16 protein-coding genes are annotated in these 22,625 nt (G+C 46.3%); 12 read left to right on the top strand and 4 right to left on the bottom strand.

What is annotated here, in order from left to right; translation table 11 throughout:
- Positions 1–194 precede the first annotated feature (194 nt).
- On the bottom strand, positions 195–2,081 hold the full coding sequence (gene parE / locus DKW60_RS12915; RefSeq protein WP_109838070.1) for a DNA topoisomerase IV subunit B: 1,887 nt from the start codon (positions 2,079–2,081) through the stop codon (positions 195–197).
- Positions 2,082–2,231: 150 nt separating this feature from the next.
- Positions 2,232–6,893 (bottom strand): Ig-like domain-containing protein, encoded by a 4,662-nt coding sequence (locus DKW60_RS12910; RefSeq protein ID WP_109838069.1) that lies wholly within the window; start codon positions 6,891–6,893, stop codon positions 2,232–2,234.
- Positions 6,894–7,218: 325 nt separating this feature from the next.
- Between DKW60_RS12910 and murJ the strand changes: the two genes are divergently transcribed.
- The 11 genes from murJ to DKW60_RS12855 all read left to right on the top strand — a co-directional run bounded on the left by murJ (position 7,219) and on the right by DKW60_RS12855 (position 18,325).
- Positions 7,219–8,775 (top strand): murein biosynthesis integral membrane protein MurJ, encoded by a 1,557-nt coding sequence (gene murJ, locus DKW60_RS12905; RefSeq protein ID WP_109838068.1) that lies wholly within the window; start codon positions 7,219–7,221, stop codon positions 8,773–8,775.
- Entirely contained in the window at positions 8,772–10,145 is a 1,374-nt protein-coding gene (locus DKW60_RS12900; RefSeq protein ID WP_109838067.1) for a DUF945 family protein, read from the top strand. The genes murJ and DKW60_RS12900 overlap by 4 nt, the downstream gene beginning before the upstream one ends.
- A 32-nt stretch (positions 10,146–10,177) precedes the next feature.
- The gene (locus tag DKW60_RS12895; RefSeq protein ID WP_109838066.1) at positions 10,178–11,434 is read left to right on the top strand and encodes a hypothetical protein; all 1,257 of its coding nucleotides are present in this window, start codon (positions 10,178–10,180) and stop codon (positions 11,432–11,434) included.
- A gap of 8 nt (positions 11,435–11,442) precedes the next feature.
- Positions 11,443–12,771: a 23S rRNA (uracil(1939)-C(5))-methyltransferase RlmD gene (rlmD, locus tag DKW60_RS12890; RefSeq protein ID WP_109838065.1), complete on the top strand. Its 1,329-nt coding sequence runs from the start codon at positions 11,443–11,445 to the stop codon at positions 12,769–12,771.
- A 172-nt stretch (positions 12,772–12,943) separates the two neighbouring features.
- A complete protein-coding gene (locus DKW60_RS12885; RefSeq protein WP_109838064.1) occupies positions 12,944–13,669 on the top strand; it encodes a MotA/TolQ/ExbB proton channel family protein in 726 nt (241 codons plus the stop codon).
- Entirely contained in the window at positions 13,666–14,088 is a 423-nt protein-coding gene (locus DKW60_RS12880) for an ExbD/TolR family protein (RefSeq protein WP_109838063.1), read from the top strand. The genes DKW60_RS12885 and DKW60_RS12880 overlap by 4 nt, the downstream gene beginning before the upstream one ends.
- Positions 14,089–14,110: 22 nt before the next feature.
- Positions 14,111–15,868, top strand: a complete 1,758-nt coding sequence (gene msbA / locus DKW60_RS12875) for a lipid A export permease/ATP-binding protein MsbA (protein WP_245929706.1) — start codon at positions 14,111–14,113, stop codon at positions 15,866–15,868.
- A gap of 16 nt (positions 15,869–15,884) precedes the next feature.
- Positions 15,885–16,907, top strand: a complete 1,023-nt coding sequence (gene lpxK / locus DKW60_RS12870) for a tetraacyldisaccharide 4'-kinase (protein ID WP_245929705.1) — start codon at positions 15,885–15,887, stop codon at positions 16,905–16,907.
- Complete coding sequence (locus DKW60_RS12865; RefSeq protein ID WP_109838062.1) at positions 16,904–17,089, top strand: Trm112 family protein; 186 nt, start codon at positions 16,904–16,906, stop codon at positions 17,087–17,089. The genes lpxK and DKW60_RS12865 overlap by 4 nt, the downstream gene beginning before the upstream one ends.
- The gene (kdsB, locus tag DKW60_RS12860) at positions 17,086–17,844 is read left to right on the top strand and encodes a 3-deoxy-manno-octulosonate cytidylyltransferase (protein ID WP_109838061.1); all 759 of its coding nucleotides are present in this window, start codon (positions 17,086–17,088) and stop codon (positions 17,842–17,844) included. Before DKW60_RS12865 ends, kdsB begins: the two co-directional genes overlap by 4 nt.
- Positions 17,845–17,926: 82 nt before the next feature.
- Complete coding sequence (locus DKW60_RS12855) at positions 17,927–18,325, top strand: hypothetical protein (RefSeq protein WP_109838060.1); 399 nt, start codon at positions 17,927–17,929, stop codon at positions 18,323–18,325.
- Positions 18,326–18,424: 99 nt separating this feature from the next.
- Here DKW60_RS12855 and purN read toward each other — a convergent pair whose 3' ends face one another.
- On the bottom strand, positions 18,425–19,063 hold the full coding sequence (purN, locus tag DKW60_RS12850; protein ID WP_109838059.1) for a phosphoribosylglycinamide formyltransferase: 639 nt from the start codon (positions 19,061–19,063) through the stop codon (positions 18,425–18,427).
- A 3-nt stretch (positions 19,064–19,066) separates the two neighbouring features.
- Positions 19,067–20,116 (bottom strand): phosphoribosylformylglycinamidine cyclo-ligase, encoded by a 1,050-nt coding sequence (purM, locus tag DKW60_RS12845; RefSeq protein WP_109838058.1) that lies wholly within the window; start codon positions 20,114–20,116, stop codon positions 19,067–19,069.
- 115 nt (positions 20,117–20,231) lie between these two features.
- Between purM and recQ the strand changes: the two genes are divergently transcribed.
- Positions 20,232–22,346 carry a DNA helicase RecQ gene (gene recQ, locus DKW60_RS12840; RefSeq protein WP_109838057.1) on the top strand — a complete coding sequence of 705 codons (2,115 nt, stop codon included), beginning with the start codon at positions 20,232–20,234 and terminating at the stop codon, positions 22,344–22,346.
- Positions 22,347–22,625: the final 279 nt, after the last annotated feature.

Below are 22,625 nucleotides of genomic sequence, written 5' to 3'. Positions count from 1 at the left end.
ATGACTTGCGTTAATCGGAAGTGTAAATTTGTATCCGGAATCTTCAAACAGTCGGGGGAGCTGCCTAAAAATCCGAGGTAATTTTGTTGTAATGCACCTTTGGTCACTCCAACAGCGAATAAGTTCGCAACGGTAATAATTCAAGTAATATTTCAAACCGTTAGTTCGGGAGTATGACATATTTCGAAGCATCATCAAATTATTGCAAGGTCGCCTTTGCTTTCGAGCCATTGCTTTCTGTCACTCGCGCGCTTTTTCGCCAGTAACATATCCATCGTCGCATCGGCTGACTCGGGGTCATCCAATGTCAGTTGAATCAGTCGTCGTGTATCCGGTGCCATACTGGTTTCACGCAATTGACTTGGGTTCATTTCCCCTAGTCCTTTGAATCGGGTGACGGTCACTTTACCTTTAAGTTTCTTTTTCTCAATACGATCCATAATCGCTTGCCGTTCGGATTCGTCAAGGGCATATTCAACGGCCTTACCGATGTCTACACGATATAGCGGCGGCATAGCAATATAGACGTGACCAGCAGCGACCATTGGTCTGAAGTGTTTAACGAACAGCGCACAGATGAGCGTAGCAATGTGAGCACCATCAGAATCAGCATCAGCTAGAATACAGATTTTGCCATAGCGTAGATTGTCCAGATCTGCTGAACCGGGTTCAACGCCAACAGCTACGGAAATATCGTGGATTTCCTGAGACCCCAATACCTGGTCAGAATCGACTTCCCATGTATTCAGGATTTTACCTCGTAGCGGCATAATTGCCTGAAACTCTCTGTCACGTGCCTGCTTTGCTGAACCTCCAGCCGAATCTCCCTCTACCAGAAATAACTCAGTCATACTAAGGTCTTGTGAAGCGCAGTCAGCAAGTTTTCCCGGTAGTGCAGGACCTGTTGCTACTTTCTTTCGAATGACCTTCTTGCTGGCTTTTTGGCGACGTTGTGCATTATTAACCACATGCTCGGCAATCTGGTCGCCAATTTCCGGGTGTTGATTCAGGAATAAGCTAAATGCATCTTTTGTGGCAGAGGAGACAAAACTTGCAGCATTGCGAGAGGATAAACGCTCTTTAGTTTGCCCTGCGAACTGAGGCTCGCTCATCTTGTATGACAGAATAAAACTGACGCGATCCCACACATCCTCTGGTGCTATTTTGATACCGCGCGGTAATAGGTTTCGAAACTCTGAAAACTCGCGAAGCGCTTCGGTTAATCCGGTGCGTAAACCATTGACATGGGTACCGTCCTGAGGTGTAGGAATCAGGTTAACGTAACTTTCCTGTGCCAGATCACCACCTTCAGGTAGCCAGCTGAGCGCCCACTCAACGGCTTCAGCATCGGTTTGGAAGGTTCCACAGAAAGGTTCTTCCGGTAAGGTAATGAAGTCTTTGATGGAATCCACCAGATAATCTTTCAGACCATCTTCGTAGTACCATTCGGTGGTTTCATTTTTAGCTTCTTCTACAAAGCTAACATGTAAGCCCGGACATAATACGGCTTTAGCCCGCAAGTTATGCTTGAGTCGGGTCACTGAGAATTTAACGCTGTCGAAGTACTGCGCATTAGGCCAGAAGTGCAGGGTGGTGCCTGTGTTTTTCTTGCCAACTGTTCCGATAACTTCCAGATCACTGGCTTTGTTACCGTTCTCGAAAGTCATTTGGTACTCTTTGCCGTCACGCTTGATACGCACATCCAGTATCAGAGACAAGGCATTTACTACGGAGACACCGACACCGTGTAAACCACCGGAGAATTGATAATTTTTATCGGAGAATTTGCCGCCGGCATGCAGGGTGCAGAGAATGACTTCAATACCCGGTAGTTTCTTTTCCGGATGAATGTCCACGGGCATGCCGCGACCATTGTCAGAGACTGAGAGTGAGCCGTCAGTATGGAGTGTTACGTGAATCTTGCTGGCAAAGCCTGAGACTGCTTCATCAACACTATTGTCTATGACTTCCTGCGCCAAGTGATTGGGGCGGGTGGTATCGGTATACATTCCCGGACGTTTTCGAACCGGATCGAGGCCACTGAGTACTTCAATTGCTGACGCGTTATATTCGCTCGTCATAGACTTCCATTGGTGCGTGAAAAGTTCAGAAAATAGCGTTTCTTACGTCTTTGGTAAAGGCTTATCTGGATAAGTGTAAAAAAAAGGCCCGCAATGTGAATTGCAGGCCTCGGTTGTGGCAGGTTTAATGCTTAACGCTGAAACAATTAATTATTGAATATTAACGGTTATAACGCTGTCGGCCATTCCGCCGTTACCATCAGATACAGTGATGTAGATGGTGTCTGTATCACCAGACTTAGCTTCCTCGGGCGTGTATTGCAGCGTTGTACCGCTGAACACAACTCTTCCGCTTAGCGCATCTGCTACTGCAACGTAAACGCTATCGCCGTCAGGGTCAGAAATGAAGCTACCAACATCCATTGCCGTGGTGCCACTGTTTGCTGCATCAAATGCCGGAATAGTGCTGATGACAGGGTCTCTGTTTTCGATGATATCGTTTTTAACATCGACATCAACTCGTGCAGAGCCTTCGTTACCATTACCGTCACTAACCACGTAGTAGAAAGAGTCCGCACCGACAAAACCATCGTCGGCTTGATAGAGTACGCGATCTCCACTGATAGTGGCTGTACCGTTTGCAGGACCATTTTCAATACGTAGAATTGTCAGGGTGTCACCTTCCGGATCCATATCGTCAGCTAGTACGCGGATCGGTACTGAACCATAACCCTGGATTGCCGCATAGTTCGGGCTAATCACTGGTGGTAAGTTTGTATTCGCAGCCACATTGACTGTTACGGTTGCTGGTGAAGTATTACCCTCAGCATCACACGCTAAGTATACAAAGCTATCAGTGCCTGAGAAGCCATCAAATGGTGTGTAGATAACATCCGTTCCACTTGATGAAATCTCAACCCAGCCATTGGTTGGAGCTGTCTGAATAGCAGATACACAGGTTGTCCCACCTTCAGGGTCCGTGTCATTCGTTGCGACAGGGATGGTTGTTGGTGTCTCATAGGCCACATTGGCTGTATCATCAACTGCAATCGGTGGCAGGTTAACGACCTTAGCCGTGACGGTAACATCGACGGTTGCGGTTTGCGTATTTCCGTTGCCATCGTTCACAGTATAAGTGAAGCTATCAGGGCCAACATAACCCGCTGCAGGGGTGTAGACCGCATTGTTACCGACAATGCTGACAGTACCGTTAGACGGATCAGATGCTGACATCACCGTCAGTGTGTCACCTTCCGGATCTGTATCGTTCGCCGTCACATCAATGGTTACTGGTGTGTCTTCCTCAGTTGAGTCCACATCATTTGTTAACTTTGGTGCCTGGTTAACAGCATTGATCACAATAGTCACTGTCGCTGTTACATCATTCCCGTTGTTATCAGTAATGGTGTAATCGAAGCTGTCATTGCCTGAGTAACCTGAATTAGGTGTATAGACTATGCTGTCTCCTACGATGCTCACCGTACCGTTTGATGGACTGGTCGTATCTGTAATGCTTAGTGTATCTCCATCTGGGTCACTGTCATTTGCCAGTACAGCAATAGTGACCGGAGTATTTTCATCAGTTGTACGTGAATCATCAACGGCGAGCGGGCTTTCATTGGTCTTTTCAACAGTAACTACGACCGATGCAGTATCGTTATTACCTTGACCGTCAGTGATGCTGTAATCAAAGATATCGGTTCCACTAAATCCGGTATTTGGCGTATAGATAATGTCATTGCCAGATACTGATACCGTACCATTCAGAGGAGCAGTTGCACCTGTAATGCTTAAGGTATCTCCATCAGGGTCTGTATCATTGGTCAGAACGCTAATCGTCACTGGCGTATCCTGATCTGTCTTTTCACTGTCATTAACAGCGTCAGGCATCATGTTCACATCGGTTACTTCGATGTTAACCGTGGCAGTCTCAGAGTGACCTTGGCCATCAGAGATGGTGTACTGGAAGCTGTCAGGACCGGAGTAGTTAGTGTTAGGTGTATAAACTATCTCATCCCCAACAATGCTCACTGAACCATTAACTGGGCTTGTAGTGTCTGTGATGGTTAGTGGGTCACCATCAGGATCGCTGTCATTATCAAGCACTGCGATTGTTACCGGAGTGTTCTCAGGCGTAGTACGCATGTCATCAGCGGCTACCGGCGTCATGTTCACATCGGTTACTTCGATAGTAACAGTTGCCGTTTCAGAGTGACCTTGACCATCAGAAATAGTGTACTGGAAGCTATCAGAACCGAAGTAACCCGTATTAGGTGTGTAAACAATCTCATCACCAACGATACTCACTGAGCCGTTAGACGGATTAGTAGTACTTGTGATAGTTAGCGGATCACCATCAGGATCGCTGTCATTATCAAGCACTGCGATTGTTACCGGAGTATTCTCTGGCGTAGTACGCATGTCATTAACAGGAACTGGCGTTACATTAACGTCAGTCACATTGACTGTTACGTTCGCAGTGACATCATGGCCCTGATTATCAGTAATTGTGTAGGTGAAGCTATCACTTCCAAAGAAGCCATCATCAGGTGTGTACACGATTTGGTTGTTAACAATCGCAACCTGTCCATTTGCCGGATTACTTAGCGAGGTAATAACTAAGTCATCACCATCGCCATCAGTATCGTTAGCAACAGCATCGATCGTCACTGGTGTGTTCTCTGGCGTTGTGACCATGTCATCAGTGGCTTTTGGTGCCTCGTTAACATTCGATACGCTAACTGTCACCGTCGAAGTTGAGATATTGCCGTTTCCATCATTGACGGTATAGGTAAACGTATCTTCGCCATCAAAACCGGTATTAGGTGTGTACTCAATCTGACCACCAACCACACGCACCGAACCATTGGCAGGGGTGGAGGTGCTTTCGATAACCAAAGTATCTCCGTCAGGGTCGCTGTCATTGCTCAGCACATCGATCAACACTAAGGTATCTTCTGTGGTTGAAGCAGTGTCTGATGTCGTTACAGGAACATTATTCATTGCGACCGGGACATCAACATTCACTGTTGCGGTGATTTCATTTCCATCGCGATCACTTACAGTATAGGTGAATGAGTCCGGTCCGCTGTATCCGGGGTTCGGGACGTAGCGAACTTTATTTCCTTCAATCACCACCGTACCATTCGCAGGTTGTGACACACGGACTAAGGTGACGCCAGCGCTGTCATTACTTAAGACATCAATCAAACCATCACGGCTGTCCATGATGAATGTGTCGTTCTTAACTTCCTGAGCAGTACGCGTGGTATAAGTACTGATGGTCTTGTTGTGCTTAATCGTATTGCGAAGGGCACGCTTGATCCAGATCGGAGCAGATTTAACCACTTCTGTTTTCCAAACAAAGCGTGATGGTGTACCCGGAGTCGCAGGAATTGCCGGAATAGCAGGGCGGCCAGGGTGTCCGGCACGACCAGGTCGGGCAGGTTGTGCAGGGATTGCCGGACGACCTTCCTGAACCAATACATTTTTATACTGTGTTTTGGTCGTCTTCTTGCGAATCGAGCGCTCTGTAACATACTCTAAGTCAACGCGACGGTTCTTGAAGTCATTATCAGAACGATCATATTTCGGACTGCCTTTACCCAAACCACGTGCAATCAAATGATCAGGGTTGAAACCTTGGTCAATCAGGTAATCACGCACAGCATTTGCACGGTTCTCGGATAAACGCTGATCGTAGACCGGATCACCCATGCCACAGGTGTTACCCGTAATGCGAATTGCACCAAGGTAACCATGGCCACGCACTTGAGAAATGATCTTATCCAGATTGCGCTTCGCAGATTCTGTCAACGCGGATGAGTTCAGCTTAAAGAAGGTCTCGTTCTCCAGCTTCATCGTTGTCTTAACAAACTCATGTCCCGGTGTTTGTACTGCACGACGCTCATACTTCGGAGGAATCGCTGCGCGACCAGGACGAGCTGGTGTTGCAGCAATGGCAGGTGTGGGTGGTATTGCCGGAACTGCAGCGCGGCCAGGTCGGCCCGGTGTTCCCGGAATTTCTACACGGCGACGGCGGGTTGTTTGCTCAGATTGGAATGCACCATTGCCACCGAACTCATAGCGATAGCCTAAACGTGCGTTAAAGTCAGTGTCTTCAGCATCATTACCGCCTTGTCTGCGGTTACCGGATACATCCAGACTGATACTGTGTGGAGTGTCATGGAAGAACTGCTCGATACCCGCTGACACCGTCAGTTGTCCCGGACGGTCTTCATCATCAGCATACTCAGTACCAAATTCATAGTCCAAACCACCACGAACACGCGTCAGTGTACTATCGAAGAACGTACCCACTTCACCACCGACGCCATAGTCGTAGCCACGCGTAGTTACATCACCATTGACAATTTCGTCGCCCATGCCTTTACTGACATGACCTGACCAAAACAAGTCTTCTGTTTCCTGACCATAACCTAAGGTTGCTTTAGCCTGGTCATCCGTATTGCGGTCGTAGGCTCCAAATACTTTATGTACAGTGTCTAACTCGTCATTCACCCATTGGTGGTTAACCTTGACACCACCACCCTGGAAACCTTTAGTCGCATTATCATCGTCTTTGATTTTGTAACCAAACCAACCCTCGGCACTGGTTGCACTGCTATCATCTTCATGAATGATCTGATTAATATCTACCTGACCTTGCAGTTCGCGGTCTATGCTCACACCAATGCGGGTATTACCTCCAACGTAACCTAAGTTACCAGAGTCAGCCATGCCGTCTCGAGACTCATCGCCATTAAGTTGGATGGTAGGACCTGCTTGTACTTGAGTGGAGAGAACAGCGATCGAGCAAAATACTGGCGCGATATAGCGTAGTGCCCGGAGGTGTCGATTTCTTATTTTCATTATATGAACTCGTTGTTTTTATTTTTATGTGGGGGCTAAAAAATGTATCTGCGCACCATTAGAGGGGATACCGAAAGGGTAGGCAAGAAAAAAGCGAGTGAATGGGGGAACTTTTTGATAAGTGGAATGTGATTATAAAATAATCAACTAATTATCATCATTAAAAACTCTGCCAGCTTTTAAAATTGATCACTAACTTTTTACGCTGTCTTGTGTAAAATGCCGTATACCCTTGTAGCACTGAACAAAAAAACCAAAAAGGACTTTCAGCACTAATGATAACAATAAGAGTAATGCACTTTATCGCAGAGGTGTGGATTAACCGATGAGTCGCTTATTTCGATCAGGCATGGTGATCAGTATTATGACACTCATGTCGCGAGTACTTGGTTTGGTTCGTGACGCGGTTTATGCCAATTACTTTGTTATGGGCAGTGCGATGGACGCATTCTTAGTGGCGTTTCGTATACCAAACCTGATGCGTCGCTTATCTGCTGAGGGGGCTTTTTCATTAGCTTTCATCCCGGTACTGACTGAATATAAAGAAAAAAAATCTAAGGAAGAGTTAAAAGACCTGATTGACCACGTAGCCGGATTAATGGGTTTAATCTTGTTTATCGTGTCATTGATTGCCGTGATTGCGTCACCGCTATTAATGATGGTGTTTGCGCCGGGCTTTGAAGCAAAACCCGATGCAGAGCCAGAGCTTGCGGCTTATTTATTAAAAATCACCGCGCCATACATGCTGTTTATCTCTCTGGCGGCGTTTTTCAGCAGCATTTTGAATGCCTTCGGGAACTTCGCGGTGCCTGCGTTTACGCCAGTGCTATTAAATGTAGTGATGATTTCTGCTGCTATCTGGTGGGCACCCGCGTTTGAAGAGCCAGTTGAAGCATTAGCCTGGGGGGTGTTTATAGGCGGTATCGTACAAGCGGGTTTTCAGTTGCCTTTTCTTCAACGACTCGGCTTAGTGCCACACTTCAGTCTTAAAAAAGGGCATGAGGGGGTTAAGCGAATCATGAAACTGATGGGGCCAGCTTTATTGGGATCATCAGCCGCACAGCTCAATATCACCATTAACACAATGATTGCATCAACACTAACCGCAGGCAGTATCAGCTGGTTGTATTTCTCGGACCGTTTTGTGGAGTTTCCATTAGCGTTGATTGGTGTCGCTATTGGAACTGTAATTTTGCCAAAGTTATCGGGGGATCACGCCAACGCTGAGGGTAAAGCCTTTTCAGGCACCTTAGATTGGGCAATGCGTTTGTCTCTGCTGGTGTCGATTCCGGCAACAGTTGGCTTAATTGTATTAGCGGTGCCGATTTTGGCTACGGTCATTGATAATGGTGTCAACGGTTGGCGTGATGTGGAAATGGCAAGTTTAAGCTTAATGACCTATGCCTTAGGTTTACCCGCCTTTATTATGGTTAAAGTGTTAGCGCCCGGGTTCTATTCACGTCAGGATACACGTACACCTGTCAGAATCGGTTTGATTGCGATTGTTGCTAATATTGTCTGTAATATCGCGATCGTATTGCCATGGTACAAGCTCGGCTTTATCGGGCCTCATGCCGGATTAGCGTTATCAACCGCAATCTCCGGATTCGTAAATGCCACATTATTATTTATCGGTTTGCGTAAACAAGGCATGATTGCTGCGACGGCTGGTTGGCCACTATATTTAATGAAAATTGTCATCGCATCTTTGTGTATGGCAGCCGTTGTTTGGTATGTCAATCCAGCTGACAGTTGGTGGCAAGACTCTGGAGTGTTTGGAAAAATTGCAGCATTGGGTGGTCTGGTACTGAGTGCCATGTTGACATATCTGTTAGCAATACTCGCAATGGGTATACGGCCAAGGCAGCTGTTACGCGTATGAAGCAGCATTTGAAGTTACTGTTGATATGTACGCTGGCACTGCTTGTGTTGTGGGGTAGCTTCAGTTGGTATCTTTCTCAAAAATCCGAGGCAGCCTTCCATGACTATGTTGCCGCGCTCAATGCGCATAGCCGTGAGCCATTCTTTGATGTGGCTGTTGATGACTACAAAGAAACATTGATAGGTGCAGAGGCATTACTCTCCGTCAACTTTGCAATACCTTCATTCAAAGCAGTATTCGGTGAGTTAAAGTTAATTGCTAAGCGTTTAAACGGGCCGGTTTTCATTAATGAAGAAGGCATTCAGTTTGGGTCGGTCCGCTGGGTGGTGTCAGTTAACCAAGCTGCAGATGTAGTCGTATCCAATACCATTGAGTCTCTGTTTAATGGTGAGATTCCAAAAGCGGTGATTCGCCTCGATTTCTCTGATCAGGCTCACTATCACTTTGTAGCTAAGCATTTTCAAAGTCGTGATCTACGGGTTGATGAGCTAATGCTGACAGGTCATTTTGACCTGAGTAATGGGGCTTATGATCTGAGTTTTTCTTCATTAAACAGCCGACTTTCATGGGGAGGAGCATCCATAAGGATTCCGGAAGTTGATATTGCTGCTCAACGTTTAACTCAAAACCCTGATCTGGATGGTCGATCGAATGCAGCTATCATCGATATTATTGCCAACAAGGCGATGCTTCAATTTAGCGAACAAGGAAAAAAAATCCCATTAGATTTAAGCAGCCGTGGTTCATTATGGCTTATTAATGATACATTAAGCGGCGACTGGCAAATGCTGTTTAAGTCTAATCCCAATGAGACGGCACGACAATTGCGTATTGACCTGCAATTCAGAGAATTAATTGCGGATGGTTTTTTGGACTACTGGCGTCAGCAGGCCAAAATCGCCAATTTATACGAGCAAGCGGAGTGGGCGCTGAAAGAGGGAGCAGAAACCCCTGAAGAGCAAGATTTTATTATGAGTCTGTACGGTGATGCAGACCGTATCAAACAGTCATCTTCTCGTGATGTGTTTAGGCCAATGCTTAAATATGACCACAGTCAGCTAGTCTTGAACGCTCGATTAAAAGATGATGTCGGCGAACTCGGGCATATCGCTTTTGAGGCCGGAACCAAAGGCAGCAAGCAAAACCCACAATTAGCACTCAGTGGCGATGCTGGTGTAGTGAGAGATGTACTGACTGAGGCTGGTCAAACATTACTGGAGCGTTGGTATCAACGTTTTTGGTTGAGGCGCTATGAAGCTGCTTTTGAGGCGGACATTGCGGTTCGCCATCAGCAGTTTTTGCTGAACAATATTCGGGTGTCATGGGAAGACTTAAGTTCTGAACTAAAGCAACTACTCACTGACCAATAAAATACATTTAGGAAATCAAATAGACCATAACTATGTGTAATCAAAAAAAAGCAAAAGGATCGTTTGCAGTACTGCTATTCCTGTCAATGTTTATGCTGATGTCATCTGCTAATGCGGGGATCTGGCAGACTAAAAATCAGTGGTCACAAGCGTGGGAGAAACGCTACCAGCAATGGGTTGCTGAGAACTGGACAACAGACTTTTTCATGAACCCTAAAAAGCCTATTTATAACCGGGTCGCGCATGATTGTGCAGATGCAATCTATTTCATGCGAATGGCATTTTCCTATGAGAACAAACTGCCGTTTGCCATCAATAATATTATGCGTCCTGGTGAGTTGCTGACGAATGACTTGAAAACATGGGATCGTTTACCTGAGCAACAACGCGTCCGTAATTTTATGAAGTATGTCGCTGACAGAGTCGGAACTCGCAGCTTGCACCTTGATACATATCCAATCGCGCTTGCAGACATCAAAGCGGGTGACCTGTATGTCGAGCCGGGCTCACATTCCTATGAGATCACCGGAATTACCGAGACGGGTGTGACCTCCATCATGAGTTCTACCACGCCAGCCTCACCTAAGATGATGGTGAGACTATTTGCTTATCCTTTCTTTATTCCTAAGGATAAAAAGAACATGCGTGATGGTTACCGCCGTTTTAAATGGCCACAGAACATGAAAAAGCCAATGCAACAGCAACCCGGCTACAGTAACGAACAGTACCGTATTGCTGAGCAGGTGAACTATAACTATGTCGCCTTCACGGACATTATTGCGAAAAAACTACGTCGCCGCCCTGAGCCACTTAATGAGAAAACGACTCGCGTTTTATACGGCTTATGTGCGTTTGCTAAAGAACGGGTGAACTATGTGAATGACGGTTTGAATTATGTTCGCAAAATGCGTGCAGGTGGTCGCCAGTGTATGAATCGCACGGAGTATGATTACTATTCAACGCCATCACGTGATAAGCGTTTGAAAATGTATTTCAGCGAAGTTGAGAAAATTGCATATGCCGGTGGTGCGCTGCGACGTGATGAAGTATCAATCGAACTACTGGCACGTGCGATTTTTCATGATCAAATACCGGGGCATCTGAATGCTGAGTTAAACCGTTTCTGCGGTTTAGCGGCTTATCCAACTAACCAAAAGCGATTCATCAATTTGCGTCAATTGTGGAGCAATCTCAATGCGGGTAAGGTATCATCCGACCCCCACGCACCCATCGAAAGTCGTTGGGGCTTAACGAATACTCCATATCGGGCAACCTGTCCAACGTATTAGGATGTAATATGGCTAAACGCAGACCACCCAGACCACCGCAAAAGCCAGTTGAAGCGGTGATCGAGTCCCTGAGCCTTGAAGGTAAAGGGATTACTCATATTGATGGTAAGACAGTCTTTGTGGGTGGTGCTTTGCCTGGTGAAAAGGTGATGTTCACCTACACCGCGATCAATCGTAAATACGATGAGGGCTATGTATCTGAGGTATTAGAGACGTCTGAAGAGCGCGTAGAGCCGGGGTGTCCTCACTTTAAGGTCTGTGGTGGCTGCAGTATGCAACATCTGGCTGTTGAAACGCAGATTCATCACAAGCAGAAAGCCATGCTTGATGCGCTGGAACACATTGGTAAAGTAAGACCTGACAAAGTTTTTGAGCCGATCACGGGCGAGCAGTGGGGATACCGTCGCAAAGCCCGTTTAGGTGTGCGCTATAACCGTAAAAAAGGCAAAGTGCTGGTTGGTTTTCGTGAGCGTGCAGGGCGATTCCTTGCCGATATCGAATCCTGCAAAGTGTTGCATCCGTCAGTTGGTGAAAAACTGACAGATCTACAGGATCTGATTATTCAGATGGATGCAAAAGAAACTATTCCACAGATTGAAGTCGCCGTCGGTGACGAGGCAACAGCCTTAGTGTTCCGTCATCTGGAGCCATTGAGTGATAAGGATCAGGGATTACTGATCGACTTTGCTAAAGCGCATAACTTCCAACTGTATTTACAGCCTAAGGGGCCAAACACGGTGCACTGTATTTGGCCGGACAATGCGTCATTATTCTACGAACATCCCGACTTCAAGACTAAGGTGGCGTTTGGACCGCAGGACTTTTTTCAGGTCAACAGCAGTATCAATCGCAAGATGGTTCCAACAGCTGTTGTGTTACTGCAATTAGACGGTTCACAAAGGGTCCTGGATCTGTTTTGTGGTCTTGGCAACTTCACATTACCCATCGCACAAAATGCGGCTGAAGTCGTTGGTGTTGAGGGCGACTCAGTCATGGTACGTCGTGCTAAGGAAACGGCACTGGCCAATGGCATTAATAATACCAGTTACTATGCATTTGATCTGACCTCTGATGTCAAACAACAGCCTTGGATGAAACAGCAATATGACTGCATTTTGTTAGATCCGCCACGTTCCGGAGCGAAAGAGGTGATTGAGCAGTTTAAAAAGCTTGGTGCTCAGCGTATTGTTTACGTTTCCTGCCACCCCGGAACACTGGCACGAGATGCTGATGAGCTGGTGAATAACCAAGGTTACCGCTTGCTTGGCGCTGGTGTTATGGATATGTTCCCTCATACTGCTCACGTTGAGTCTATTGCTGTCTTCGAGAAGCCTTAATATTCAGCGTACGTTCTGACTTTATGGCCTTTAATAGGGTCGGGGCGTTATTGTATAATGACGTTAGCTGTAGTGAGGGATGTAACTACAGTGTCGAGGGAACCTGGTTTTATTCATTCGGGGCAAAACCAGTTCAGACAGCTATTATTATAATAAAATTTAAAGGCCGGATATGTTTGAATATATAACAGCGGGTGGTATTTTAATTATACCAATCTTACTTTGCTCTGTCGTAGCAATGGCAATCGTGATTGCACTGTTTGTTAAACTAAATACAAAGAAAGTAATCCCTGAAGGGGTTGCAGACATGGCAGGGAAGTTAGCTATGTCAGGAAAAATGACACCCTCCCATATCGCACAAATTCGTGATGGTTCGCCACTAGGGCGTGTACTCGCTGCGGGTCTAGACAGTGTTGATCAACCACGCCATATCATGAAAACCAATATTGAAGAAACGGGCCGTCACGTTATCCATGAGATGGATAAGTACATGACGACGCTGGGAACTATCGCTGCCATCGCGCCATTACTTGGTCTGTTAGGAACAGTTGTTGGAATGATCAGCGTATTTAGTGTTATCACAAGTCAGGGCGTTGGCAATCCAACTGAGCTGGCAGGTGGTATCTCACAAGCGCTGATCACAACGGCTGCCGGTATCTCAGTGGCTGTTCCGGCCCTTATATTCCACCGTTACTTCCGTAGTAAGATTACAAGTCTTGCTGTAGAGATGGAAAAGTCAGCCATGAAGCTGGTTGATATCGTTGGTAACGCGGCAATACACAAGCGCTCAGTGGCTGCAGCAGCGGCAGCACCGTCTGTAGCAAGCAGTGGTTCGCAAAAGGCCATGGCCGCAGTCAGAGCAGCTCAACAGAGTAAGGCTGCAGGCGGTGTAGCATGAATTTCACACAGCATGTACCCGACGAGGTGGAAGTTAACCTGACGCCTCTGATCGACGTGGTGTTTTTGCTACTGATATTCTTTATGCTGACCACCACGTTTGATCGCAATGCTAAAATTAAAATTGAATTACCAACCACTCAAAGTGCAGTGCCGGTCGTTCAGAAACAGACCATGGAGCTGCTGATTGATGGTAAGGGAACTTACTACATCGATGGTCGTGAAGTGTTGAATAACAAACCAGAAACATTGTTCCAGGCAATGAGCGAAGCATTGGATAGCCGTGGTAGTAATCCACCGCTAGTCATTAGTGCTGACGCTACCACCAATTATCAGGCGGTTGTGACCGCGATGGATATTGCCGGAAGACTGGGACTAACTAACTTCTCGATGGCGACTGCTCAAGCCCCAAGGAAGTAAACGAAACGACAGGATGTCATCTTTGACAAGTAGTAACGATACAGCCCCATCCATGGATGGGGTTGAAATTTATAAGCGTCTGGCAGGCTATTCACTGAAGCACTGGCGCTATCTCTTACTGGCCTTGTCAGGCCTTGTAATCAATGCACTGACTCAACCCATGTTTGCAGCCTATCTTCAGCCTTTGCTGGATGGCACATTCATGGACAAAGACCCGGACATCATTAAATGGGCACCAGCAGCACTATTATTTATCTTTTTGCTACGCGGCATATCAGGCTTTTTGTCTGGATATTTTATGTCGTGGGTAGGTCGCAAGGTCGTTACTGAGCTACGTAGTGAAGTTTTCTCGAGACTAATTCATTTGCCGGTTAGTTTTTATGACCGAACCAACTCTGGTCAGGTGGTCACTAAGCTGATTTTTCATGTCGAGCAGGTCGCTGCTGCCGCCACTAGTGGTTTGACCGTATTGGTGCAGGATCTTGCAACGATAATTGGATTGCTAGGCTTGATGATGTACTACAGCTGGGAGCTTACCTGTGTGGTATTGCTGACAGGTCCGCTAATCGCTTTCATTATCCGATATGTATCCAAGCGTTTCCGCCGCTTTAGCAGACAGATCCAAGAATCAACAGGTGAAGTAACACAGATCGGTAGCGAAGTGATTCAGGCAACCCGTGAGGTCAGAATATTTGGTGCTACTGACTTTGAGAAAGACCGCTTTGCTGAGGTAAATGAGCGTAACCGTAAATCATTTATGAAGCGGATCATGACTGAACGTCTCAGCATGCCGCTTGTGCATTTTATCGTGGCCGTCGCGCTGGCGGTCATTATCGTTATTGCGACTCGTGGTGACTTACTGGAGCGTTTTTCTCCGGGTATGTTTATGTCCTTTATGGCGGCTATGATGTTGCTGTTTGACCCACTGAAACGCTTAACGTCAATCAGCGCCACCTTACAGGCAGGTGTAGCAGCCGGTGAGAGTATCTTCACGATTATCGATGCCCAGACAGAGAAAGATCAGGGTAGTTATGAAGTTGAGCGAGTCAAAGGAGACGTTAGTTTCAATAATGTTAAATTTAACTACGATGAGTCTGATTCGATACTGAAGGGCATCAGTTTTAAGGTAAAGGCCGGTGACAAAATTGCTTTGGTGGGTAAATCCGGTAGCGGTAAAACCACTTTGGTGAATTTGCTGCCACGGTTTTATGATTATCAGGAAGGCGGTATCGAGTTAGATGGTATGCCGATTACTGATTATAAATTGGCTAACCTGAGGCAACAATTCGCTTATGTTGGTCAGAATATAACTTTGTTTAACGACACTGTTCGGAACAATATTGCCTATGGCATGTTACGTAATCTTGACGATTCTAAAATCATTGATGCTGCAAAAGCTGCTTATGCGCTAGAGTTTATAGAAGAACTTCCCAATGGTTTCGACACCATTATAGGCGAAAATGGCACCTTGCTATCAGGAGGTCAAAAGCAACGTTTAGCCATTGCCCGTGCGATACTGGCAGACACACCTATTTTGATTCTGGATGAAGCAACCTCGGCATTAGATACCCAATCCGAACGCTATATTCAGGCAGCGCTGGATGAATTATTAAAAGGGCGTACCACCTTTATGATTGCTCATCGTCTGACGACAATTGAGCAGGCTGATAATATTCTGGTGATGGACAGTGGGCAGATTGTCGAGTCAGGAACTCATCAGTCATTACTAGCGCAAAATGGTGTTTATGCGACCTTGCAGCAAATGCAAAGTGATGACTAGTGCTTAGAGAGTTAACGTGAGTCCACGACCACAAAAAACTAATCACAATACCTCCTGGTTGCAACGCATACTGGAGACTATTTGGTATCAGGGAGGTTCAGGGGCTTATTTATTGAAGCCTTTAGAAGCCTTGTATCGATTACTTGCACGTTTGGATAAACACTTCAGTCTCAACAAACAAGTCAACCACTTTGTGCCGGTTATTGTAGTGGGTAATATCAGTGTAGGTGGTACAGGTAAAACTCCTCTGGTGATTTATCTGGCTCATTTGTTAAAAGAGGCGGGATATCGGCCGGGTATAATTACACGCGGTTATGGCGGTAGCGCCTCTCACTGGCCGCTACTTGTTGAAGCTGATGGTGATGCCTCGCTTTATGGTGATGAACCTGTACTGATGGCACAACGCAGTGGTGTTCCTGTCGTTGCCGGGCCGGACCGAAATGCTGATGTTGACGCGTTACTTCAGCCAGGAAACATTGATATTGTCATTAGTGATGATGGCTTGCAGCATTACCGTTTGAAGCGTGATATTGAGATAGTGGTGATCGATGGGGAGCGTGGCTTGGGTAACGAATACTGTTTACCTGCAGGGCCACTGCGTGAGCCTAAATCACGACTGGCCAGCTGTGATTTTGTGATTTTCAATGAACCTGAACCTCACTCTGAACTGAGTATGCAATTGCAGGCAACGCTAATACGTCGCTTGAATTCTGATCTGAAGCAACCATTATCTGATTGGAAAGGTCGCCATATTCACGCGGTAACAGGTATTGGTAACCCTCTGCGCTTTTTCAATATGTTAGAAGAATCCGGCTTAATGGTGACCAGGCATTCATTCCCTGATCATCATGCATTCAGTCAGGCTGATGTAGACTTCGCCGACGAAATTCCCGTTGTCATGACTGAAAAAGATGCCGTCAAGTGTCGCGGTTTTGCAAAAGACAATCATTGGTTCGTGCCAGTCACCGCAATCGTGACGAGTGCTTTTGCTGAGAATCTACTGGCACGAATTAACGAAATTAAGTCGGATAAACAATGAACACCAAGCTATTAGATATACTGGTTTGCCCTGTTACAAAGGGGCGCTTAATATACGATAAAAATAAACAAGAACTGATTTCCCGCTCCGCAAGGCTTGCATACCCAATCATCGATGGTAAGCCTGTGATGTTGGAAAACGAAGCCCGAGTGCTGACTCAGGAAGAGGTCGAAAAATTATGAAAACAATCCTGGTAATCCCTGCGCGATACAACTCTACACGCCTTCCCGGAAAACCATTGCTACCTATCGCCGGTAAGCCAATGATTCAACGGGTCTACGAATGTGCGCGATTAGCCGGTTTTGACAATATTATTGTTGCGACTGATGATGAACGCATTAGTGAGGTTTGCGAAAGTTTTGCTGCTGATGTGTGTATGACCAGTAGCTCACATGAAACTGGTAGTGACCGATTGGCTGAAGTTGCTGCGCTCCGACACTTTGATGATGAAGATATCGTGGTCAACCTACAGGGTGATGAACCACTGACGCCTGCTGTGAACCTTCATCAGGTCGCTGAGAATTTAGCAAATAACTCTGAAGCAATGATTGCCACACTGAGCACACCAATCACCAGCGCTGAAGAGTATGCGGATAAAAATATTGTGAAAGTAGTGACCGATAATGCTGGCATGGCGATGTACTTCTCTCGTGCTTCCATTCCATATCAGCGTGATCCTGAGTTGAGCATCTCTGAGTTTGCTAGCCGGCATATTGGTATTTACGCTTACCGTGCCAAATATTTACGTAATTTTGTGAAAATGGAAAGCTGTCAGCTGGAGCAACTGGAAAAGCTAGAGCAGCTGCGTGCTATGTGGTACGGCACAAGAATCCACGTTGCTGAGGCGGCAGAAGTGCCGGGAGGTGGTGTCGACACTGCTGAAGATCTTGCAGCTGTCGAGAAAGTCTTCCAAAAACGTGAAGCAGCCTTCATCTGATTAGCTCACCCAAAAGAGGTATGGATACCGCTTAGTTTGGATTGTTAGCATGATAAAACTATTCTAATAATGAGGTCTTATCATGTTTCACCCAATCTCTATTCCTTTCGGTTGTGTCATGTTGTTCAATGTGGTCGATCTGAAAGAAGGCGTTACCGTTGAAGACGTAGAAATGACGTTAGGCGAAATGTGTAACGTTGTGAAAAACACTTACGGTGATGATAAAGGCGGTTTTATAGCCGGTCAGGTGTTCAAATACGGTGGCTTCGTTTCTGAGGAAGGATCGTTTGCCGAAGAGCCGGAAGAGAAGCGCATCAAGCCCGGTGAGTTGGCGATAATCACGTACTGGAACTCCTACGAGCAGCATGAAAAGTCACATGCTGATAAAGCATTTCGTGATAAGTTCGATGAGCTATTAGAGTTCTGTGATGACGCTTATGAAACGGGTTATGAAATGCTGTGGCAGGGCGTCCCTGAGTAACTAACCGACAGAAATTGAAACAGCCATTTCCTGCTACTGAAATGGCTGTCTTAATCGTTTCGATTATAGTCCCTTCATCAATCTCGTATGGCACAGTCGCTATAGATCAATAACGACAGGTTCAGTCAAAAGCGTATCATCCATATAGGCCTGATTATCTCTATAACTCAGTCGACCTTCTGCAAACCATTTAACAACTTCCGGATACACTATGTGCTCGATACGATGTACACGTTGTTCCAGTGATTCTTCCGTATCATCTTTTAGTACCGGCACGCGACCTTGCGCGATGACTGCACCAGAATCCAGCTCAGGTGTCACATAATGAACACTCGCTCCGTGATGACTCACACCATCTGCCAATGCTCGTTTGTGCGTGTGTAGTCCTTTGTAAGCGGGCAATAAAGCAGGGTGGATATTAATCATTCGCCCTTCATAATGCTCAACAAAACCATGACTCAGAATACGCATGAAGCCAGCCAAAATGATGAGATCAGGCTGGTAAGGATCAATCACCTCGATCATCGCCTGATCGAAGCTTTCACGTGAATCAAAGGCCTTGTGGTCTATCACTTCCGTTTTGATGGATGCGCCGGCAGCGCGCTGCAAGCCGTAGGCATCAGGTCGGTTACTCAGCACTAATTCGATGTTTGCATCTGGTTTTTCGGTGGCGATATAATCCATAATCGCCTGCAGATTAGTCCCGCCACCAGAGATCAGTACAACAATTGATAGCATTGCTTATACGTACTCTACAAATGACTCATCGGCATCAGTCGCGCTGATTTGGCCAATTTTCCAGCTTTGGATTTGTTGTAGCTTGAAGCTATTGATCATCTCGTCTGCCTGATCTTCAGCCACAACAATCACCATACCAATACCACAGTTAAAGGTACGCAACATTTCCATGTTTTCGATATTGCCTTGCTCTTGCAGCCAATTGAAAATGGCCGGGCGCTCCCAACTACTTAAATCAATCTCAGCTTTACAGTGGCTTGGTAATACACGCGGTAAGTTTTCCGTTAACCCACCACCAGTGATGTGTGCCAGCGCACGAATATCAAATTGCTTCAGTGCTTGTAGCAGGGGCTTAACGTAGATAGTTGTCGGTGCAAGTAGCGCATCGCCCAATGTTGTATCATCATTCTCAGCAAAAGTTTGATCCAGCGTCTGACCAGACACTTCCAGCACTTTACGAATCAATGAATATCCGTTGGAGTGAGGGCCGCTGGACTCCAGACCAATCAACACATTGCCATTAGCAACAGCGCTTTGATCCAAGATAGCGTCACGCTCAACCACGCCGACACTAAAGCCAGCAAGGTCAAAATCACCTTCGGAGTAGATTCCGGGCATCTCGGCAGTTTCACCACCAATCAGCGCAGCACCTGCTAATTCACAACCGTCCGCAATTCCTTTGATAACCGCTTCAGCATCGTCATTATCCAACTTACCCGTGGCGTAATAATCAAGGAAGAATAGTGGCTCCGCGCCAGTCACTATGATGTCATTCACGCACATCGCAACCAAATCGATACCTATCGTATCGAATCGCTTCATATCAATAGCCAGCTTTAGTTTGGTACCAACACCATCCGTTCCGGAGACCAGAACCGGGTCTTTATAGCGGTTAGGCAGTGACATGAGTGCACCAAAGCCACCGATATTCCCCAGTACTTCCGGGCGTTTGGTACGGCGTGCGTGTGGCTTAATGCGATCAATAAGGGCGTTACCGGTTTCAATACTAACTCCGGCGTCCTGATAAGTCAGGGAGGGCTTGTTCTCTTCCATTGAAGCGTGGATCCTTGCGAACCGTTTAAAAAATAGAATTCTATCATGTTTTAATTCATTTACGATGTGCGATGTGCTTTTATTGGTTCCCCATCAAAATGTTCAAGGTTTGTTTATGTCGCGTGCGCTGGAAATTCTTAATTCAACATTTGGTTACTCAGAATTCCGCCATAATCAGGCCGACATCATTGATACCGTGATTGCCGGACAAGATGCCTTCGTTCTAATGCCAACCGGTGGCGGTAAGTCGCTGTGTTATCAAATCCCCGCACTTGTTCGTGATGGCGTCGGTGTTGTGGTGTCACCATTGATTGCACTGATGCAGGATCAGGTGGATGCTCTGAAACAAGTCGGTGTTAAAGCCGCTTTTTTGAATTCGACGCTAAATGCAGAGGCGCGTCAGGCGGTTGAGTCAGACCTACGCAGGGGTGAATTGGATTTTTTGTATATTGCTCCGGAACGTCTGGCTAATGATTACACCCTGCAATTACTTCAGCGATGCACTATTTCATTATTTGCGGTTGATGAAGCACATTGTGTATCGCAATGGGGTCATGACTTTCGACCGGAATACCAACAACTAAGAATACTGGCGCAATATTTTCCCGATATCCCACGCATTGCTCTAACTGCGACTGCTGACAAGCGAACCCGCTATGAGATCATTGAGCAGCTGGATCTGCAACAAGCACGAGTGTTTGTTAATAGTTTTGATCGCCCGAATATCCGTTATACCTTGTCAGATGCCCAGAACTCTCGTGACCGGCTGTGGCGTTTTATTCAGGAGAACCACCCTAGAGACGCCGGCATTGTCTATTGCTTATCTCGTAAAAAGGTCGAAACAACTGCACATTGGCTGAGCGGAAAAGGGCGAACGGCCTTGCCTTATCACGCAGGTTTACCCGCTGAACTTCGTCAGCATACTCAGGCGCGTTTTCTGCGAGATGAGGGCGTGATTATTGTGGCAACGATTGCCTTTGGTATGGGCATCGATAAGCCCGATGTCCGGTTTGTCGCGCACTTAAGTTTGCCCAAAAATATCGAAGCTTATTACCAGGAAACAGGCCGGGCAGGGCGTGATGGAAACTCAGCAAATGCGTGGATGAGTTACGGTTTGCAGGACGTCATTACACTGCGCCAGATGATGCAGGAAAGCAGTGGGAGTGAAGAACACAAGCGGATCACTCAGCACAAATTAGAAGCTATGCTGGCACTGTGTGAAACCGTGAGTTGCAGGCGTTCGGCGATACTAGGTTATTTTGGGGAGTCTTCTGCGGATAAGTGTGGCAACTGTGATAATTGCCTGAATCCACCCGAAACCTGGGATGCGACAGAAGATGCACAAAAAGCGTTATCTGCGGTATATCGTAGCGGGCAAAGCTTCGGTGTCACTTATGTCACCGATATCCTGGTGGGCAAGGACGATGAGCGAATTCAGAAAAACGGTCATCATCACCTAAAAGTATTCGGTTTGGGTAAACATCATACGCAGGTCGATTGGCGCAGTTTGTTCAGGCAGCTAATTGCGCAAGGTTTTTTGCATATCAATATGGAGCGATATGGTGCTTTGCAGCTTACAGAAAAAGCCCGACCGTTACTTAAAGGTCAGGAACAGCTGCTCGCCAGAAAACTGGCCATTCCTAAGCTAGCCAAGAAAAGTAGTTCTTCCAGAGAGCGTGCCGACCTCTCACCAGAGCATGAGAGTTTATTGATTGCATTAAAGGCGCTGCGTTTGGATCTGGCTCGAGAGCAGGGCGTGCCACCTTATGTCATCTTCCATGACCGCACACTAGAAGAAATGGCACAGAACCAACCGCTGACTAATGATGAGTTCCGATATTTGGGTGGCGTCGGTGAGTCAAAACTTGAGCGCTACGGCGATGAGTTTATGGCGGTAATTGCAGAGTTTGCCAGCAATCAGGAGCCGGTCACTGAGAGCTCTGCTAATTCAACCCTCGCTATGTTTAATCAAGGTATGACGGTTGAGCAAATCATGCAGAAGCGACAAGTGGTAGCCACAACGGTTTACAGTGACTTGGCGGATGCTGTGCGTGAAGGAAAGATCTCAGTTGAAGATGCGACAGATCTCGACCCTGAAGATATTGAAGTGATACGACAAGCCATAGTCAAGCTGCCTAATCGCTCAGAAGGTGCTGTAAATGATTTGTATCAGTCACTAGGTGGCCACTGGAATTATGGAGTATTACGTTGTGTGTTAGCAGGTGTTTGAGGTCATAAGTTTGGTGATCCTCATGAGTTTTTTGTTTATTGCAAGCCAAATTTCTTCACCAAATGTAGATTCACTAATGAATTAATTGAAAATGAAACAATTTGTGACTTCTCACAGAAACGAGTAGTCACAGTTACCTAGCAGTAACCACTCACTTCCGTAACATAGGTAATAAAATTGGAAAACTTCTTTTCATTCATTCCACCTGATTCAAAAGATATCTATATTTGGATTGGTATCATATTTTGTATCTCACAATCGGGAGCTATGGTCAAGAGT

The sequence above is a fragment of the Leucothrix pacifica genome (genome assembly GCF_003172875.1).
Taxonomy (GTDB): Bacteria; Pseudomonadota; Gammaproteobacteria; order Thiotrichales; family Thiotrichaceae; genus Leucothrix; species Leucothrix pacifica.
Note: the sequence above shows the minus strand (reverse complement) of the source record. Positions and strands in the feature narration are given on the sequence as shown.

Coding starts and splice junctions, on each gene's coding strand:
- DKW60_RS12885 (WP_109838064.1), top strand. CDS start 12,944: ATGTTTGAATATATAACAGCGGGTGGTATTTTAATTATACCAATCTTA.
- DKW60_RS12900 (WP_109838067.1), top strand. CDS start 8,772: ATGAAGCAGCATTTGAAGTTACTGTTGATATGTACGCTGGCACTGCTT.
- DKW60_RS12895 (WP_109838066.1), top strand. CDS start 10,178: ATGTGTAATCAAAAAAAAGCAAAAGGATCGTTTGCAGTACTGCTATTC.
- kdsB (WP_109838061.1), top strand. CDS start 17,086: ATGAAAACAATCCTGGTAATCCCTGCGCGATACAACTCTACACGCCTT.
- parE (WP_109838070.1), bottom strand. CDS start 2,081: ATGACGAGCGAATATAACGCGTCAGCAATTGAAGTACTCAGTGGCCTC.
- DKW60_RS12865 (WP_109838062.1), top strand. CDS start 16,904: ATGAACACCAAGCTATTAGATATACTGGTTTGCCCTGTTACAAAGGGG.
- DKW60_RS12855 (WP_109838060.1), top strand. CDS start 17,927: ATGTTTCACCCAATCTCTATTCCTTTCGGTTGTGTCATGTTGTTCAAT.
- DKW60_RS12880 (WP_109838063.1), top strand. CDS start 13,666: ATGAATTTCACACAGCATGTACCCGACGAGGTGGAAGTTAACCTGACG.
- purM (WP_109838058.1), bottom strand. CDS start 20,116: ATGGAAGAGAACAAGCCCTCCCTGACTTATCAGGACGCCGGAGTTAGT.
- recQ (WP_109838057.1), top strand. CDS start 20,232: ATGTCGCGTGCGCTGGAAATTCTTAATTCAACATTTGGTTACTCAGAA.
- DKW60_RS12910 (WP_109838069.1), bottom strand. CDS start 6,893: ATGAAAATAAGAAATCGACACCTCCGGGCACTACGCTATATCGCGCCA.
- purN (WP_109838059.1), bottom strand. CDS start 19,063: ATGCTATCAATTGTTGTACTGATCTCTGGTGGCGGGACTAATCTGCAG.
- murJ (WP_109838068.1), top strand. CDS start 7,219: ATGAGTCGCTTATTTCGATCAGGCATGGTGATCAGTATTATGACACTC.
- rlmD (WP_109838065.1), top strand. CDS start 11,443: ATGGCTAAACGCAGACCACCCAGACCACCGCAAAAGCCAGTTGAAGCG.